This window comes from Acidovorax sp. JMULE5, assembly GCF_013376875.1.
GTDB classification, from domain to species: domain Bacteria; phylum Pseudomonadota; class Gammaproteobacteria; order Burkholderiales; family Burkholderiaceae_C; genus Acidovorax; species Acidovorax facilis.
This window is the reverse complement of sequence record NZ_CP035951.1, coordinates 3,576,909-3,592,664: the sequence shown is the minus strand read 5'-3', so window position 1 is coordinate 3,592,664 and position 15,756 is coordinate 3,576,909. Positions and strand designations below refer to the sequence as shown.

General features: G+C 63.6%; 15 protein-coding genes and 1 pseudogene. 4 read left to right on the top strand and 12 right to left on the bottom strand.

Annotated elements, in window-relative coordinates; translation table 11 throughout:
- Window positions 1-8: 8 nt before the first annotated feature.
- The 3 genes from EXV95_RS16330 to EXV95_RS16320 all read right to left on the bottom strand — a co-directional run bounded on the left by EXV95_RS16330 (window position 9) and on the right by EXV95_RS16320 (window position 2,966).
- On the bottom strand, window positions 9-806 hold the full coding sequence (locus tag EXV95_RS16330) for a DUF72 domain-containing protein (RefSeq protein WP_255484764.1): 798 nt from the start codon (window positions 804-806) through the stop codon (window positions 9-11).
- A gap of 76 nt (window positions 807-882) precedes the next feature.
- On the bottom strand, window positions 883-2,196 hold the full coding sequence (locus tag EXV95_RS16325; RefSeq protein WP_176887633.1) for an ATP-binding protein: 1,314 nt from the start codon (window positions 2,194-2,196) through the stop codon (window positions 883-885).
- Window positions 2,193-2,966, bottom strand: coding sequence for a response regulator (locus tag EXV95_RS16320; protein ID WP_176887632.1), 774 nt, complete (start codon window positions 2,964-2,966; stop codon window positions 2,193-2,195). Before EXV95_RS16320 ends, EXV95_RS16325 begins: the two co-directional genes overlap by 4 nt.
- Window positions 2,967-3,144: 178 nt before the next feature.
- Here EXV95_RS16320 and EXV95_RS16315 point away from each other — a divergent pair, with 178 nt between their 5' ends.
- The 4 genes from EXV95_RS16315 (at window position 3,145) to EXV95_RS16300 (ending at window position 6,401) form a co-directional block, all read left to right on the top strand.
- Window positions 3,145-3,672, top strand: coding sequence for a DUF2147 domain-containing protein (locus tag EXV95_RS16315; RefSeq protein ID WP_176887631.1), 528 nt, complete (start codon window positions 3,145-3,147; stop codon window positions 3,670-3,672).
- A 2-nt stretch (window positions 3,673-3,674) separates the two neighbouring features.
- On the top strand, window positions 3,675-4,388 hold the full coding sequence (locus tag EXV95_RS16310) for a cytochrome c biogenesis CcdA family protein (protein ID WP_255484763.1): 714 nt from the start codon (window positions 3,675-3,677) through the stop codon (window positions 4,386-4,388).
- A 25-nt stretch (window positions 4,389-4,413) separates the two neighbouring features.
- Window positions 4,414-4,995, top strand: a complete 582-nt coding sequence (locus EXV95_RS16305) for a thioredoxin family protein (RefSeq protein WP_176887629.1) — start codon at window positions 4,414-4,416, stop codon at window positions 4,993-4,995.
- Window positions 4,996-5,078: 83 nt separating this feature from the next.
- Window positions 5,079-6,401: a serine hydrolase gene (locus EXV95_RS16300; RefSeq protein WP_176887628.1), complete on the top strand. Its 1,323-nt coding sequence runs from the start codon at window positions 5,079-5,081 to the stop codon at window positions 6,399-6,401.
- A gap of 55 nt (window positions 6,402-6,456) precedes the next feature.
- Here EXV95_RS16300 and EXV95_RS16295 read toward each other — a convergent pair whose 3' ends face one another.
- The 9 genes and pseudogenes from EXV95_RS16295 to EXV95_RS16260 form a co-directional block, all read right to left on the bottom strand.
- Window positions 6,457-6,894 carry an OsmC family protein gene (locus EXV95_RS16295; RefSeq protein ID WP_176887627.1) on the bottom strand — a complete coding sequence of 146 codons (438 nt, stop codon included), beginning with the start codon at window positions 6,892-6,894 and terminating at the stop codon, window positions 6,457-6,459.
- Between the two features lie 152 nt (window positions 6,895-7,046).
- Window positions 7,047-7,142: pseudogene (locus EXV95_RS16290) on the bottom strand (4Fe-4S binding protein); the annotation flags it as partial.
- A gap of 45 nt (window positions 7,143-7,187) precedes the next feature.
- Complete coding sequence (locus EXV95_RS24980) at window positions 7,188-7,313, bottom strand: hypothetical protein (protein ID WP_255484762.1); 126 nt, start codon at window positions 7,311-7,313, stop codon at window positions 7,188-7,190.
- A 230-nt stretch (window positions 7,314-7,543) separates the two neighbouring features.
- Window positions 7,544-7,957 carry a YkgJ family cysteine cluster protein gene (locus EXV95_RS16285; protein WP_055401223.1) on the bottom strand — a complete coding sequence of 138 codons (414 nt, stop codon included), beginning with the start codon at window positions 7,955-7,957 and terminating at the stop codon, window positions 7,544-7,546.
- Window positions 7,958-8,275: 318 nt separating this feature from the next.
- A complete protein-coding gene (locus tag EXV95_RS16280) occupies window positions 8,276-8,647 on the bottom strand; it encodes a very short patch repair endonuclease (protein WP_370460273.1) in 372 nt (123 codons plus the stop codon).
- A gap of 65 nt (window positions 8,648-8,712) precedes the next feature.
- Window positions 8,713-9,696, bottom strand: coding sequence for a PD-(D/E)XK motif protein (locus tag EXV95_RS16275; protein ID WP_176887625.1), 984 nt, complete (start codon window positions 9,694-9,696; stop codon window positions 8,713-8,715).
- Window positions 9,689-12,058, bottom strand: coding sequence for a Z1 domain-containing protein (locus tag EXV95_RS16270; protein WP_176887624.1), 2,370 nt, complete (start codon window positions 12,056-12,058; stop codon window positions 9,689-9,691). Before EXV95_RS16270 ends, EXV95_RS16275 begins: the two co-directional genes overlap by 8 nt.
- Window positions 12,058-14,109, bottom strand: coding sequence for an ATP-binding protein (locus EXV95_RS16265; RefSeq protein WP_176887623.1), 2,052 nt, complete (start codon window positions 14,107-14,109; stop codon window positions 12,058-12,060). The genes EXV95_RS16270 and EXV95_RS16265 overlap by 1 nt, the downstream gene beginning before the upstream one ends.
- A 24-nt stretch (window positions 14,110-14,133) precedes the next feature.
- Window positions 14,134-15,690 (bottom strand): DNA cytosine methyltransferase, encoded by a 1,557-nt coding sequence (locus EXV95_RS16260; RefSeq protein WP_176887622.1) that lies wholly within the window; start codon window positions 15,688-15,690, stop codon window positions 14,134-14,136.
- Window positions 15,691-15,756 lie beyond the last annotated feature (66 nt).

Here is a 15,756-nt window from a genome sequence, read left to right as displayed (position 1 = left end):
CGCCGCTGCTAAGCGCGCAGGCCCAGTTGCCTCAGCAACTCCATCGCGCCCGCAGGCGCTCGCTCTTTCGCGCCGTTGATGAAGTAGACGAACACATCGCGCGGCTGTTCGCCGCCCGTCCAGGTGCGCACGCCATCGGCCCACTGTGCAATCGCCTCGGGCGTGTAGCCGGTGGGCACATCGGCCTGGCTGCGCATCAGCCGCAGGTAGGCAAAATCGGCCTCTGCATCTGCGATGGCGGGAAACTTCTCGGAGTCCGTGTAGACAGGCACGCAGCCGTATTGGCGGGCCAGCGCCACGAACTCTGGCGTGGCAAAACTCGGGTGGCGCACATCCAGGGCGTGGCGCAGCCGCAGGCCATCCACCTGTTGTGGCAGCAGGGCCAGAAAGGCCTCGAAGTCCCGTGGCTCAAACACCTTGGTCGGCATGAACTGCCACACGATGGGCCCGAGCTTGTGCTTGAGTTCCGAGATGCCGCTCTCCACAAACCGCGTGATCGACTCGCCTGCCTGCGCCAGCACGCGCCGGTGCGTGGCGAAACGGTTGGCCTTGAGCGAGAACAGGAAACCTTCGGGCGTTTCATCCCGCCACTTGGCGAAGGTGGGCGGCTTGAAGGTGCTGTAGTACGTGCCGTTGACCTCGATGGAGGTGAGCTGGCGGCTGGCGTACTGCAGCTCCTTGCTGTGCGCGAGGCCTGCGGGGTAGAAGTTGTCGCGCCAGGGCTCGAAGGTCCAGCCGCCGATGCCGATGCGGATGTTTTGGCTTCTGCTGCTACTGCCTGCGTTGGTGCTACCAGTGCTGTCCACGGTGTTCCCCTCATGAATCCACGGAAGGGCCACTGTAGCAGCGGCCTGCTGCGCCTGGAGAGCCTACAGAGCGGTGCTACGGCTGCGGGCCGGGCAGCTCGACCCGCGCCTCCAGCCCCGCACCATCCTCACGCGGCCCCAGCACCAGCCGGCCGCCCAGCGCCTGCGCCAGCTCGTTCGCAATGGCCAGGCCTAGCCCCGTGCCGCCAGTGCCGCGGTTGCGCGAGTCTTCCAGCCGCACATAGGGTTGGAGCACGGCGGCCAGGTCAGCTTCCGGTATGCCCGGCCCCCGGTCCAGCACGCGCAGCAGCCACTGGCCGTGATCTCCAGCCTCCAGACTCACCTCAGCCGCGCCCGCGAACTTGAGCGCGTTGTCCACCAAGTTGCACACCAGCCGGCGCAGGGCCTGCGGGCGCGTGTCGCAGGCGCCCGGATCTGCGTGCAGCAGCAATACCGGCAGGCCCGCATCGGCGTAGTCGAACGCAATGCTCTGCAGCAGCGCGCGCAGGTCCACGCGCTGCAGCGGCTCCTGCACAGCCTGGGACGAGCGCGCGTAGGCAATGCCCTCCTCCACCAGCGACTGCATCTCGGCCAGGTCTGCGTGCAGCTTGCCCTGCAGCGCGGTGTCGTCGAGCAGGTCCGCGCGCAGGCGCAGGCGGGTGATGGGCGTTTGCAGGTCGTGCGATACGGCGGCCAGGATGCGCATGCGCTCCTCAAGGTGCGCCTGAATGCGCTGCTGCATGCGGTTGAAGGCCTGGGCAGCGCGCTGCACCTCGCGCGGGCCGTCCTCGGCCAGGGGCAGGGCGGCGCGGTCGGCACCCAGAGCATCGGCCGCATCGGCCAGCGTGCGCAAGGGCCGCGTGGCCGCGCGTACGGCCCAGGCGCACAGGCCTACCAGCAGCGCCAGCTGTAGCGCCAGTGCGCCCAGCACCCAGGGCGAGACCTGCAACCGGGGCTCGTCCATGTCCACGGCCAGCGGCGTGCCGTCGGCCAGCTGCAGCTGCAGGCGCAGCTCGGTGCCGGGCACGTGGGGGTCGACCACCCGCACCGTCTGGCCGGGGGGCAGCGTGGCGCCCACGGCGCCTGCAATCAGGCGGGCCAGGTCGGACGGGTCTTCGGGTGCGTCCAGCGGCGCGGTCAGCGCAAACCGGTAGTTGCGACGCGCCAGCCGGTCCACCCACTGCGCACGCTCCGCGGCGGGCAGGCGGTCCAGCATGGCCATGGAGCTGGCCACATCGCTCGCCAGGTACGACACCATGGCGCGGCGCATGGTCATGCTGCGCTCGGTGATCGCCAGCACGAAGGTCAGCGCATGCGCCAGCGCCAGGCCCAGTGCCAGCACCAGCAGGATGCGACCGAACAACGAGCGGGGCCACCAGCGCAGCGTCATGCGGCGGCTCCTCCCGGCGCGGGTGCGGTTGCCGGTGCGGGCAACACGCCGGCGCAGAACACATAGCCCTCGTTGCGCACGGTCTTGATATAGCGTGAGCCGCGTACCCCGTCGCCCAGCCGCTGGCGCACGCGGCTGACCAAGAGGTCGATGGAGCGGTCGAACACATCGGCATCGCGACCCTGGGTGAGCTGCAGCAGCTGGTCGCGTGTGAGGATGCGCTGGGGGTGGTCCAGCAGCACGCGCAGCAGCCGGTATTCGGCGCCCGACAGCGCCACCACCGCGCCCGTGGCATCGAGCAGGTGGCGCGCCGTGGTGTCCAGCCGCCAGTCGCCGAACGCAAGGTGGCGCGCGGGCTCGGCCACCGCCAGGTTGGGCGGCAGCATGCGCGTGCGCCGCAGCACCGCGTGGATGCGCGCCAGCAGCTCGCGCGCGGCAAAGGGCTTGGTTAGGTAGTCGTCCGCGCCCAGCTCCAGGCCCAGGATGCGGTCCGCCTCGTCGCTGCGCGCGGTGAGCATGATGATGGGCAGCGGCGGCGTGCCGGGGCTGCGCAGCTCGCGGCACAGCGCGATGCCGTCGGTGCCCGGCAGCATCAAGTCCAGTACCAAGAGGTCGATGCGTTGCGTGGCCAGCACCTCGCGCATCTGCCTGCCGTCGGCTGCCACGCTCACCTGCAGGCCCTGGCGCTGCAGGTACTCGGCCGCCAGCTCGCGGATGCCGGCGTCGTCATCGACGATCAGGATGTGGTCGGGCGGGGTCGTCGTCGTCATGGGCGCTGATTGTCCAGGCTTTGGCGCCTTGCGGTGAGGCCGGTACGGGCCCGCATGTATCTGAACTTGTCTGCTGGTGCCGCCGACACGCGCGCATACCAAAAGGCCTGTGCAGGACAAACCGCCGATACGTACGCTGGCTTCAATGCAGTCTTCCTGAACTTCACGAGGACTTGCCATGAAACCATCCTTCGCCCTGGCCGCCGCTGCGCTGGCCCTGGGCCTGGCGCACATCGCCAGCGCGCAAGAGGCTGCCACCCAGCCCGCCACGGCGCCGCACCCCAAGGCCCCGCTGGGCCGCTGGATCACCGAAAGCGGAAACCTGGAAGTGGAGATTGCTCCCTGCCCCACTAACGCCAATGGCACTGCCAGTGCGAACACCGGTGGCAGCAGCGGCACCAACACCCTCTGCGGCAAGGTGGTGCGCGTGCTGGCCAACCGGTCGATGAGTGCACCCGGCACCGAGATGGCCGCGGCCGACGCGCGGCTCGCTCTGGGCATGACGATGCTGTCCGGCCTGCGCGACAGCGGCAGCGGCGAGTACCAAGGCGAGATTTACAACCGCGAGAACGCCAAGACCTACCGCTCCACCCTCACCCCCGCTGAGCCCGACCAGCTGCTGGTGCGCGCGTATGTCGGTATCCCGCTGTTCGGCAAGACGCAGGTGTGGCGTCGCCCGGCCGCAGAGCGTGGGGGCGTGCAATGAGCATGGCCACCACCTCGCCCTGGCTGGCTGTGGCCGCCGGCATGCTGACCGTGGGCGCGCCCTGCGTGCTGCCCATGTTGCCGGTGGTGCTGGGGGCGTCGGTGGCGGGCGGCCCAGCGCAGCGCACGCGTCCGCTGTTCATCGCGCTGGGGTTTGCGCTGTCGTTCGCAGCCGTGGCGCTGCTGTTCAGCAGCTTCACGCAGGTGCTGGGCTTGTCGCCCGAGGGCTTGCGCCGGTTCGCCGCCGTATTGCTGCTGGTGTTTGGCGTGCTCACGGTGTGGCCCAAGCCATTCCAGTGGCTGAGCCAACAGGCGGGTGGCGTGCTCAACCGAGCGGCCAGCCTGGGGATGGGTGCATCGGCGGGCAACTGGGGCGGGCTGCTGCTGGGTCTGAGCCTGGGTGCGGTGTGGACGCCCTGCGCCGGGCCGGTTCTGGCCTCCATCCTCACGCTCATCGCCACGGAGCCGCCGGGGGTCAGCACGGCGGTGCTGTTGCTGGCCTATTCCACCGGCGCCGCGCTGCCCATGCTGGCCATCGCCTACGGCGCTCAGGCCGCGGCCAGTCATGTGCGCCGCATCTCCCGCCATGCGCACCGCGTGCAGCAGGTATTTGGGGTGGTGGTCATCGCCGTCGCGCTGGCCATGCTGCTGGAGGTGGATGGCCAGGTCACAGCGTGGCTGTCGCAGTTCTATCCCTCAAGTTTTGGAGGGCTGTAAGCGGCCCTCAGCAAGGAGTTTCACCATGACATCGCGCATTTCTTCACCCATCTCGTTTCAGCGCCGCACGTTCCTGGCGTCTGCAGCATCTGTGGCTGCCGCCGTGGCGGCACCCGCCCTCGCCCACGCAGCAGGGCCCGCCGTCCAGGCGGCCACGCTGCCCGACTTTGGCGCGGCACCCGAGTTCACGGGCATCGAGCGCTGGCTCAACTCCGAGCCGCTCAGCCTGGCCCAGCTGCGCGGCCGCGTGGTGCTGGTGGACTTCTGGACGTATGCCTGCATCAACTGCATCCGCACGCTGCCCCACGTGAACCGCTGGGCCAAGCTGTACACCCCCCAGGGTCTTACGGTGGTGGGCGTGCACACGCCAGAGTTTCCGTTTGAGCGCACCACCCGCAACGTCGAGGTGGCCATGCGCCGCCATGGCGTGAAGCACCCCGTGGCGCAGGACAACCGCTACGGCACCTGGAAGGCCTACAGCAACCAGTACTGGCCCGCCGCCTACCTCATCGATGCGCAGGGCCGCATTCGCTACAAGCACTTTGGCGAAGGCGAATACGAGCGCACCGAGGCCGTGATCCGCGCGCTGCTTGCAGCGCGGAGCTAGGCCTTCTGGCTCCACCGTTCACCCATTTTTATCCCGTCATTTCTCTGCCCGCTCTCCACCCACCTTTGCAGGACTCTTGCACCATGCCGTACCCCCGCCTTCAATTTGCCCTGGTCTCGCTCGCCGCGGCCGCTGCTGCTCTCTGCATGGCCGCTACCAGCCATGCCCAGGCACCGCAACTGCCACCACCCGACGCCACCCACCCCGCCACACTGCAACTGATGCAGGGCTTTCCGCCACCGCCCGACAAGGTCGTGCGCCTGGCCAACATCCTCAAGTACCCCAACGTGCGCTGGGCCGCGCACCACCTGCGCGAGCTGGGGCCCACGGCCGCCGTCTGGCGCGGCGCCGGCGCACCCAGCGCGCTACCCGCCGCAGCGCGCACGTTGGACGATGCACTGCCGGTGCCCGATGGCAAGGGCGGCACCACCACGCTGGCCGACTGGCAAAAGGCCACCTACACCGACGGCCTGCTGGTGCTGCACCGGGGCCGTGTCGTGTACGAGCGCCACCACATCGGCATGCAGCCGCACCAGCCCCACGTGCTGTGGTCCATGAGCAAATCGCTCACCGGCCTGCTGGCCACTGAACTCATCCAGGAAGGCGTGATCGACCCCAAAGCGCTGATCCCCCGCTACCTGCCCGAGCTGGCCACCAGCGCCTGGGCCGATGCCACCGTGCAGCAGACGCTGGACATGACGACCGGCGTGCAATACGCCGAGAACTTTGCCGACCCTGCGTCCGGCGTTTTCCAGTACCTGGCCGCCGCAGGCCTGCAGCCCGCACCGCCCGGCAGCAACGCTGCCAAAAGCATGGCCGAGTTCCTGCCCACGTTGAAGAAAGAAGGGGAGCACGGCACCGCGTTTGCGTACAAGTCGGTGGACACGGAAGTACTGGGCTGGCTGCTGCAGCGCGTGACCGGCAAGAGCTACGCCACGCTGCTGTCCGAGCGCATCTGGTCGCGCCTGGGCGCGCAGGAGGATGCCTATGTGTTTGCCGATGCCAACGGCGGCCAGTCCACCAGCGTGGGCGTGAATGCCACGCTGCGCGACCTGGGACGCCTGGGTGAAATGTTGCGCGCTAACGGTCGGTTCAACGGCCAGCGGGTCATCTCGCCCGCCACCATTGCCGAGCTGCGCAAGGGTGCCGATCCCACGAAATTCAGCAAGGCCCCCGGCACGGCCATGCGAGCGGGCTACTCGTACCACAACCAGTGGTGGGTGCCGCACGATGAGGACGGCACCTACGAAGCGAAGGGACTGATGGGCCAGCACATCCACATCAACCCGGCAGCAGAGCTGGTGGTGGTGAAACTCTCGACACATCCGGTGCCCAACACGGCCTTCACCCACGCGCTGGACCGGCAGGCGTTTGCTGCGCTGGCAGCGGCGGTGCGGGCTCGCTGAGGGTGAAGAAGAATCGGCCAAGGCGGCGCCCCCGGCGCTGCGCCTGTACCGTTAGCTACTTCACGAGCGTGGCGGTCAGCGTGATCTCTGGCACCGAGGCCAGTGCCTTCGACAGCGGGCAGTTGGCCTTGGCATCGGCCGCTAGCTTCTGAAAGGCCGCATCGTCCATGCCCGGCACCTTGGCCGTGAGCGTGAGGGCGATGCGGTCAATCACAAAACCATCGCCTTCCTTGCTGAGCCGCACGCTGGCCGTGGTGTCGACGATCTCGGTGGCGATGCCAGCCTTCTCGGCGGCAAAAGAAAACGCCATGGTGAAGCAGGCAGCATGGGCAGCGCCCACGATCTCCTCGGGATTGGTGCCCTTGCGGTCATCGCCGAAGCGGCTGGCAAAGCCGTAGGGGTACTTGTCCAGCGCGCCGGTCTCGGTGCTGATCTGGCCCTGGCCGGACTTGCCGGCACCTTCCCAGTGAACGCTGGCTTTCTTTTCAGACATGGTGTACTCCTTGTGGTGAATGGGGTGAACCGCCCATGTCACCACGCCCCGCCGCTCGGGCGTGTGGGACACCGTCGCGTCGTGCTGTCCATCTTAAACGTGCATCGCGGCGGGCATGGGTGCCCGTTGCAGTGCTAGCGTGCAACACCACACTAGACGTCTTCAATGAGGGGCTGGGTCCGCACCATGCGGATCGCATCAAACGGACACCGCACCGCGCACAAGGCGCACCCCGTGCAGGCCGCAGCAGCAGGATAGAGCCAGGAGCCAGGCGACCACGACAGCATTGCAGCTCAGCGCACGCAGCACCGCTGGTCGAGCGCTGCCGTGGTGGGCGGGCTGTAACCAACACCGAAGGCGGGTGCGCTGGCGATACCGTGCGTGCGCGCCCCCCGCAGCAGCAACAGTGCCTCCACCATCACCCGGCACCTTCTCATCCGTGGACACGTCCAGGGCGTCAGCTACCGCTGGTCCATGATGCATGGCTGCCCAGCAGCGCGGTGTGCAAGTGCCGTGATGGCAGAGCCTGCGGAGCCTTGGGCAGGCCTTGTACAGAGGGACACGGTGTAGGAGCAGGGAGGTTGGTCAGCTTGCACTGTGTCGGGTGCCGCGCTGCTGCACCAACCGACGGATTGGTCTTGGTGACCGTTCAGCCCTTGCGCTGCAAGTCCCGAGCCCCATAAGCACAGTACCCAGGCTTGGGGCTCTTCTTTTGTGGGTGCAGCCGGCACGTCTCGGGCCGCTTGTCATACACCGTGCACAGCCGGGTCTTCGGGTCCAGAAAATTGCAGTCCCCGCTGGCCCGCCGCGCCATCGTGAAGATCGCGTTCTTGTGATTGAAGTGGTCAATCAACCGCGCCTTGAGCAGCCGCTTGGCAATGTGCCGCAGCTCTTCATGCTCGGCCTCGAACGGGTCTACCAGCTCAAGCCGCACCAGGTCGGGCAACTGCACTTCCAGCGGCATCGTGCAGCAGTTGGCCGCGCAGGTGTCGCACAGGCCTGCGCGGTAGCGGGTCCAGGTGTCGAGGCGGTCTACGTCAACGATGGCGATAGGGGAGCGCATGGGGGTGGGATTGTGCCAGCCCCTCAGCTGAAATCCGGGCCGTCATGCCGTCACTCCAATAGAGCGGTCAATAGCACTGCCTCTACCTGCGGTGCAAGCGCATACCGGCGCGGTTCGGTGTAGACAACTCTTAGGCTCGTCGGATTGCGCAAACCGCAAGACCTGTCCTGCGTAAGACCTTCCCAGCTGGCGCTCTGAGCGGGTACGAATTTCAGGATTACCCCGGTCCGGCTATCGGATAAAAGCTGTTGCAAAGCAAATCATTCGAAGGCTGCCAATCGATCTATCCTGGGCGGGTCAACTTACGGCAACAAACGACTATCCACTGACCACTTTCCAGAACAAGGCGTCAAGGACTTCGAGATCGTGGACTTCACACTCCCAAATGGTGAAGGTCCGCCATCCAAGAGCTAGCAGAGATGCGTTTGCCTTTTGGTCACGCGCAACGTTTGCAGCGAACTTCGAGCTCCAAAAATCGACTCTGGTGGTGGGCGTTGCAGACAACCTGCAGCCTTGGTGGCGATGCCAGAAGCAACCATGAACAAAGACGACACATCGATACTTAGGGAATACGAGATCTGGGCTGCCGGGGAGAGATCGATCGTTGACCTTGAACCTCAAGCCGGCTCGGTGCAGATAACTACGGACCGTCAACTCGGCCTGCGTGTTCCGCCCTCGAATTCGCCGCATCATCGAGGATCGCTTTTCTGGGCTGACGATGTCCACCATTGGGCTACCAGTGCTTCAGATAGTCGTCAAATGACGTGCGAGGTCTGAACCCGCTGGATGGCTTCCTCCATGCCGATGGATGGAAGGTTGGCTAGGTCGATCGTGTATCGCAGCGCGACCACTCCCGATGGAGGGATAAACGACTCCGGCAGGCGCGGAAAGCCCTCGTCAACCGGATAGATGCCACTGTCCCGCAGCTCGAAGCGCATCAGCTCTCCTGCTGTCCGAATGTCGTCGCTCCAGCCCACGTTCACCATCTTGGCCATGAAGCTGTCCAGCGCTGCCGCATTGCCACGCAGCTCATCGATGACAGCATCAAGCTGAGTGGCCAGCGTCTCCCTGCCGAATGCAGTCTCCTCAAGCTGGATCGAGACAAGGAGCAGTTTCTTACCTGCGGGAACATGCAATTGGTCAAGCCGTGAAATCTCATGTTCAGGCCGACTCTTCCTGGTCGTCTTGACCTCGATGTGCAGGTGGTCGAGTACGAAGTCGTGGCGCTCGTACTCAGGGCCGCTCCAGCTCTCCACCGCGCCTGGGCCCATTGCCGGGATGAGCAGATAGCGTAGGACGACCAGCTCACCGAAAAGTCCGACCTGCGTGGACTTGTCCATCTCCGGTCGCACGGGCTTCCAGGCAGATTGCCATGTGCGAACAATCGCGGGCAACGCACGCCAGGGCTCTCTACCCTCCTCGCACACTGCGGAGATAATGTCTCTGCAGAACGGTGTGAAGACACGTTCGTGCGATGGCGGGGCCGACAGCTCGATGAAAGCGCCATCATCAAGCGTCCGTTGACGAACCCTGAGACAGTTGAGGTCAGGCACTGGCTGGCTGGGTGCCCCTTCCTCGCATGGCACCAGTAGATGCAGCCAGCCGCGACTATCCATGCCGATCGAGAGTCCCGTCTGCACCCCGGCTACTTCCACGGATGCAAGTGCCAGCGCGTCATCAGACACCGGCCGCGATTGCCTCAGATCGCTCCAATGCTTGGCGGTGAGAATGTCAACCATTTGCCACCATGCTGTTCACGATCCACTTTGTGGCCACATCCGAGGTCTGCGGCAAACTCAGGGCAAGGGCGATCACTGGGGTTGAGCTATCCAGCCCCATGTAGTCAGGATCCAGCGGGTAGACGATCAACAAGCCCTGCGTTGGAGGTCTAGCAGACCGCATCGCCTCAGCGTCATATTCACCTGACGGACGTCGATAGGTGGATGCGCCGCCCGGCAGATCAACTCCTTCGTGAGCAGGATCCAAAAGAATCCCGATGCTCTCTGTCCCGACCCTCCGCCGCTTGACTAGGCCGATTTCCAATCCACCCACAGATTGAGTTCGGCCAGCGGACGGCGATGCAACGAAGACTGACCAGTCGGTCAACTCGTCGGCCGCGCAACGTTCGGCAATCCAATCGGCAATCAGATCCGCGCGAAACGCTACGGCATCATCATGACCTTGGTAGTCGCGCAGGAAGGCAATGACGATCTCCGGTTGCACATCTCGCGCGAGCAGACCACCGACAACCGGACGCAACCCGCCAACGTCGCGCACGAGTTGCTCCGTCACCACGAAGTTGCGCCGCAGACGTGATGAGTCAGACAGCGGAAGGAGAACGGTCTGGGGATGCTCGCCCGACCAGGAGTCGATATTGGCGGCGGCAGTTGTAGCCTTGTTCCGCGCGGTGAGGAGAAGTTTGCTGTGAGCTCTGAGACGTATGGCCATCTGATCCGGCCTGCGTCCTGCACGCGCGAGGGCAATGATGGAGTCGCGCAGGGACTGCTCGACCAATGCAAGTTCCGAAAACCAGCTTGCGATGCCATCCGTAGTCCAAATCCGGATCAGATCCTCATACCCGAGCCGGAATCCATACCAGCGCGCCATCTGTAGCAGCGTGTCGCACATGCTCGCAGTTCGTAGGAAGTAGGAGACCGTCAAACCTTCAAGCGTCAGCCCTCGGGACAGGCGATTTCCACCAACTGCGATGATGTGTCGGCCGGGCTTCGTGTCGTATTCGAGATCTTCACCTGCGACGCTGTTGAGGCGAACCACAACCAAGCTATGCAGTATGCGAACGGCCTCTCTCAGCACCGACGCGTCGTCAGGCACCGAGGTCATGCCAATCTTCATCTCGCTCCATATCGGCGCGAAGAGTAGTAACTCGATATCCTGACCTTGCCGGGTGGCATCGCACCAGAGAGCGACTTGCTCTTCGAGCGCATGAGCCACGCGTTCCTGGTCCGTAGTCAGCTGACTCACATGCACGAGCATCGTGTTGGCCTGTCCCGCCATCCCTCGCGCCTTCCGAACCGCCACGGCCAAGCAGAACGTCAGGACCGCGTCGACGAGGGACTCCGGAATCCCCGGCGCAGGATCCAGACCGATCACCACTTCTTTGGCCTGACGTTTGCGTTTGGCTTTTAGCATGGCCACGTCGCCGGGCGGGACGATGTTCAGAACCTTGCGCCCTTGAGCAGACACGCCGAACAACTCCTCGGTGCCGGTATACCCCTGAGGACGGGGCAACTGCACGACGAAGTCCTTTGGAAACAAATCTGCCCCCACACGTCTGTCGACGGCTTCCGGGTTGATCAGCAGGTTGGCAAAGGGCGTCGCCGTGTACGCCACGTAGCTTGCCTTCGGAGCACGCGCAAGGATCGACCGGATGAGGTCGTTTGTCGGTGATGGCTTGGTGCCTGAATCTTCGTCGCCCGCATCGTCCTCCATTGCGGGATCAACAGGTCTGTTGCCCTTCGTGTTGATGGAGGCTTGGTCAGCCTCGTCGTCGATGACGAGTAGCGGAATGCTGTCAAGCCTGAGCGCGGCTTCGGCCAGCCACGCATCCAGCTTTTGCAGCACCGAGGTGTTCTTCTTGACGATCGCCAGAAAGGTCGCCTTCTGATCGAGCCATTCAAGTGGTGGCTCCTTGAAGTCCTCCGTTGAAGAGGTGAGGGTCAGCCATGGCTGGTTCAACCCCGTCGCGTCAGAGTGCTCCGGGCTGTGAACGAGCTCGCGCTCCAGGCGGCGCTGCGTCTGGTTTCGCAGCGAGTCGTGGATACCGGACAGGACGATCACCATCCTGTACCCGGCGTCGGCCGCCCGCGCGGCCACTGCTGTGTAGTTGGCGGTCTTGCCACTCTGCACATAGCCCACGACGAGTCCTCTGCCCTGGAACGCATCGGCCACGGAGGGATCGGGAAGTAGAGACAGAATTCGCAACGACTCGCTGGCAACAGATTCGACCTGTACCATTTGCCATTGTTGAACCTCCCGCAGGTAGGTCGCCAATGCAGACCAGCGCTCCCACCGATCGGCCAGCTTGTCGGTCCACCGAGGAACCGGCGATGGACGCCCGACGATGCGAACGGACGAAGACATCAGCCGACTTTGGTCGAGGGTGTCGCGCCCTGGGCGAGCAGGGCCCGCTGCGCGTCAACCGTGTCGAGCCGGTCCAGGAACCGCGCGAGGCTTGCTATGGCTTGCTGGTTCCCTCCGATCTCCTCGATCAGTTCGCCGAGGGCTGGGTCAAACTCGCTGACCTGCACCTCCAGCCCGCCCGTGAGCCCGGTAGACACCTTCCAGAGGAACTTCTCTGTCTTGACTCTTCTGATGGCCACCTTGGGCGTTGAAGCGTTCCCGGTCTTATCGGCCTTGCCTTCACCCGAAGCACCTTTGCCGGCCCCGCTACTGGCCGTTGGTGCTGCAGTCCCCGTCGCCCCCTTTCCCTGAGCCGGGCCACGCTGCGACTGCGGTTCTGGCTGCCGCGGACGACGGTACTTCTTTTGGCTGTCTTTGCGGGCAATATCCGCAAGCTTCTTGATTTCCGCCTGCAACTGCTGGGGAAGCTGGACCGTCTGTTTGCTGATGTTGATCTTGAAGACGTCATCGAGAGTCTTGTCGAAATCGACGACCACGCGAGCTAACTTCGTCTTCTCATCGTTGGTCTCCCACATTTGCGCCCAGCCACCCCACTTGATGAGGCGGCCGTGACGATAGATGTAGAGGCCTTGGGACTCGTTGCGCTTGCCGTAGAGACCAATTCGATCGAGCGCAAGCCGTGTGGCCTCTGGTCCCTCTGCGCTGTGGTGCGTTGCGATCTCATCTTCGGTTGGAAGCAGAAACGCCTGGACCTGGACTCGCCCCTCGCTTGATTCTGTCGGTATTTTTACGGACTTGAGGTCATAGGGGGTGACGAGCGGGTGTCCGACGGGATTGTTGGCGGTGACCGGTACGTTGTTGATCGTGATCACGATCCTCTTGCGACCTGACACCTTGCCTTCGAGAAAGCGATGGAACACTAGCCCGAGATGCCGTTCGAGGGCGGCAACTTCGGATGAATACGGATCCAGCCCTTTCAAAGCGACTATCGATTGCGGGGGCTTCATGTCCTTCCACAGGACGACCGTGCCGCGACTCTTGAGTTTGGTGGCCTCTTCCTCCCACGGCTCCAGCTGCTCGCGCTTGACTTCCCAGTCGCCCATGTCATGGGCATCCCAAGTCATGTGAATGGCAGGTTGCCCCTCCTCCTTGGTCACGACGGTGAAGATCCTGGTCTGTGACCAGGACGCGCCCTTAAGACCAAAGCCATACTTGCCCAAGGAATCCTCGGAATAGTCGGACTGGCCGCCGATCCTCATCGCTTCCGCGAGACGCTCCTCGTTCATGCCGGAGCCGTTGTCGGCAATCGCCATCCATCGTCCATGCCCACCATCAGGCCGGCCGAAGGTGATGTCGATGCGTGTTGCATCATGGGTGATCGAGTTGTCTACGAGATCCGCCACCGCGGCAGGCATCGTGTGCCCGACACTGCCCAGGATGTCGGCCAGCCTCGTGGGGTCAGGCGGCAACTGCAACCTGCCATTGTCCGTTACTGCATTCCGCATGGAGGACTTCCTTTCCTTGTTGCTCTTGCCGATACGCTCCCCGATACGGGGAAAAAGTTCAGGGCTGCCTGCGTTGAGCAACGACCTGATCTGTGCTCCCTCTTCATCATGAAGCGCGATCATCGACGCGCCAGCTAGGCCTGCACTCTCAGCATTGGACAGAATCGCCTTTGTGGTCGGATCGTCAGCTGCGAACACTGTCCAGGAGCCAGTCGCCGGACTCGTTCCTGAATCAACTTCCATCGCGAAAAGGCAATCTGGGTCAACGAACGAATAAATCTTGTCTTTGGGGCAGTTGCCTTCGAGGCGCCAATTTTTGGCCTGCCTCTTTAGCCACTGGCTTGCCACCGATGTGCCGTCGTCCGTCGCATAGCGTAGTTCCATACGGATTTCATCTGCATCCCTGGCCGCCGGAAAGACCCGGTCCACCACCTCTCCATCGAAGTTGACAGCTCGCTGCTTGGAGCCTTCCTTGCCGAGTCTGCGGAACTCGTGGAACATCCCGAGTTCGCTTCGGGTCAACATCCGCAGGATCAGGAATTTCATTTTTGCTCCCTCCCTCTAGTCCGTTTACTTTGGAGGTTGGCTCTTCAGGCCCAACAACTCTTCCCTCATGTCAGGTAACGTCTGGCAGCCGATCGACTTGCGGATTTCCCTGGCAACTGCATAGGCCATGAGCGGAGGAACGGCATTGCCTACCTGCTTGAAAGCGGCATTCATAGATCCGCGGAACATGAATCCGTCCGGGAAAGATTGCAATCTTGCCGCCTCACGGATCGAAATAGGCCTAGCCTGCTCGCTGTCGAAATGGATGTGGCTGTACGAATCCTTGCCGAGATGGGCCATCAGTGTGCGAACTGGCTTGTCATGCACCAGCTTCCACCATTTGTTAGGAAACTTCTTCGGGTCATATGGGAGCGTCCAGGCCTTGATGATCTCCTCTTCCATCGCTTTGCGCGCGGCGCTTGGCTTCTGGCGGAGCAGTCCCTCAAGCAGTAGTTGTCGCTTGTCCTCTACAAAGCCCCAGACCGCGGGGTATTGCCACCCCTCTTCCATCGCCCGGAAGATTTTGTAATCCCGGGGCAGATAACGGATCACATGGCCGCTGGTCTGATCGGTGGTGGCGAAGCCAGGCCATCTCCGCATCAAGCATGACCACTTCGTCGACGGACTTGTGCTGGTGTAGCCCACAGGCTCCGCCGGATCCTTGGCACCCCGGCGGATCTTGCCCTCCGCCAGAAGCTCCAACGCACGGATGGCAGGCAGGTCTGCCAATGCATCCATTGCAGTCGTTGCCCCGGGCAGACCTGCATCTGGCCTGGGATCGTCAACCCAGTGGTGACCATGTTCATGGTCGAGCTCCAGTCCCTTCTGTGGAATGAACTTCCGGGCAGTCGCGCGCGTGCCCTCATATCCGGGCGGAAGAATTGCGAAGTGGGTTGGATCGGGGAACCGGATCTCCCCCTCAAGTTCACGATGGATACCGATGAGGAACATCCGCTCCCGGGTCTGGGGCACCCCATACCAAGCAGCGTTCAGTAGCGTGTACCGGACGTCGTACCCTTCTCGCCGCAACTCTTCGGCCACCATCTCCGCGACGTTTGTTCCGCCGTGGTTCAGAATGTCCGGGACGTTTTCCATCAGAAGAGCCAGTGGCTTGGTATCCCGCACGTAAGCGAGATAGTGTTGCCACAAGTTCACCCGACCATCCACTAGGAATGCTGACTCCGCAGCTACTTCCTCGCGACGTCGGGCCTCGTGCCGCAGCTTCGCTCGACCGACACGGGTGAAGGCTTGGCATGGAGGTCCGCCGACTAGCACGTCCACCTGCTCATCGGTCGCACCGGACAACCCGATGTCTTTGAAGATGTCGACCGGCCGCTCTTCGGTGACGTTGCGCGCCACAAAATGCGCTTCAGAATTTTTGCCGTGACTTAGGTGGGCAAAGTTCGCGCCGTGTGACTCCGCAGCTCGCGGATCCAGCTCTACCGAAGCGATTGGCTCGAAGCCTGCAGTCGTGAAGCCGAGTGAGATCCCCCCACATCCCGAAAACAAATCAATGAAGCGTGGCGGCTGTCCGGATCGAAGCCGGGCTATTTTTCGTTTGATTGCGGTTGGAGCTGCCATTGAAATTCTTCTTGCAAGCTTGTTGCGATGACCGAAATGGCTGCTTAACTGCCATCAGGCCCCTCC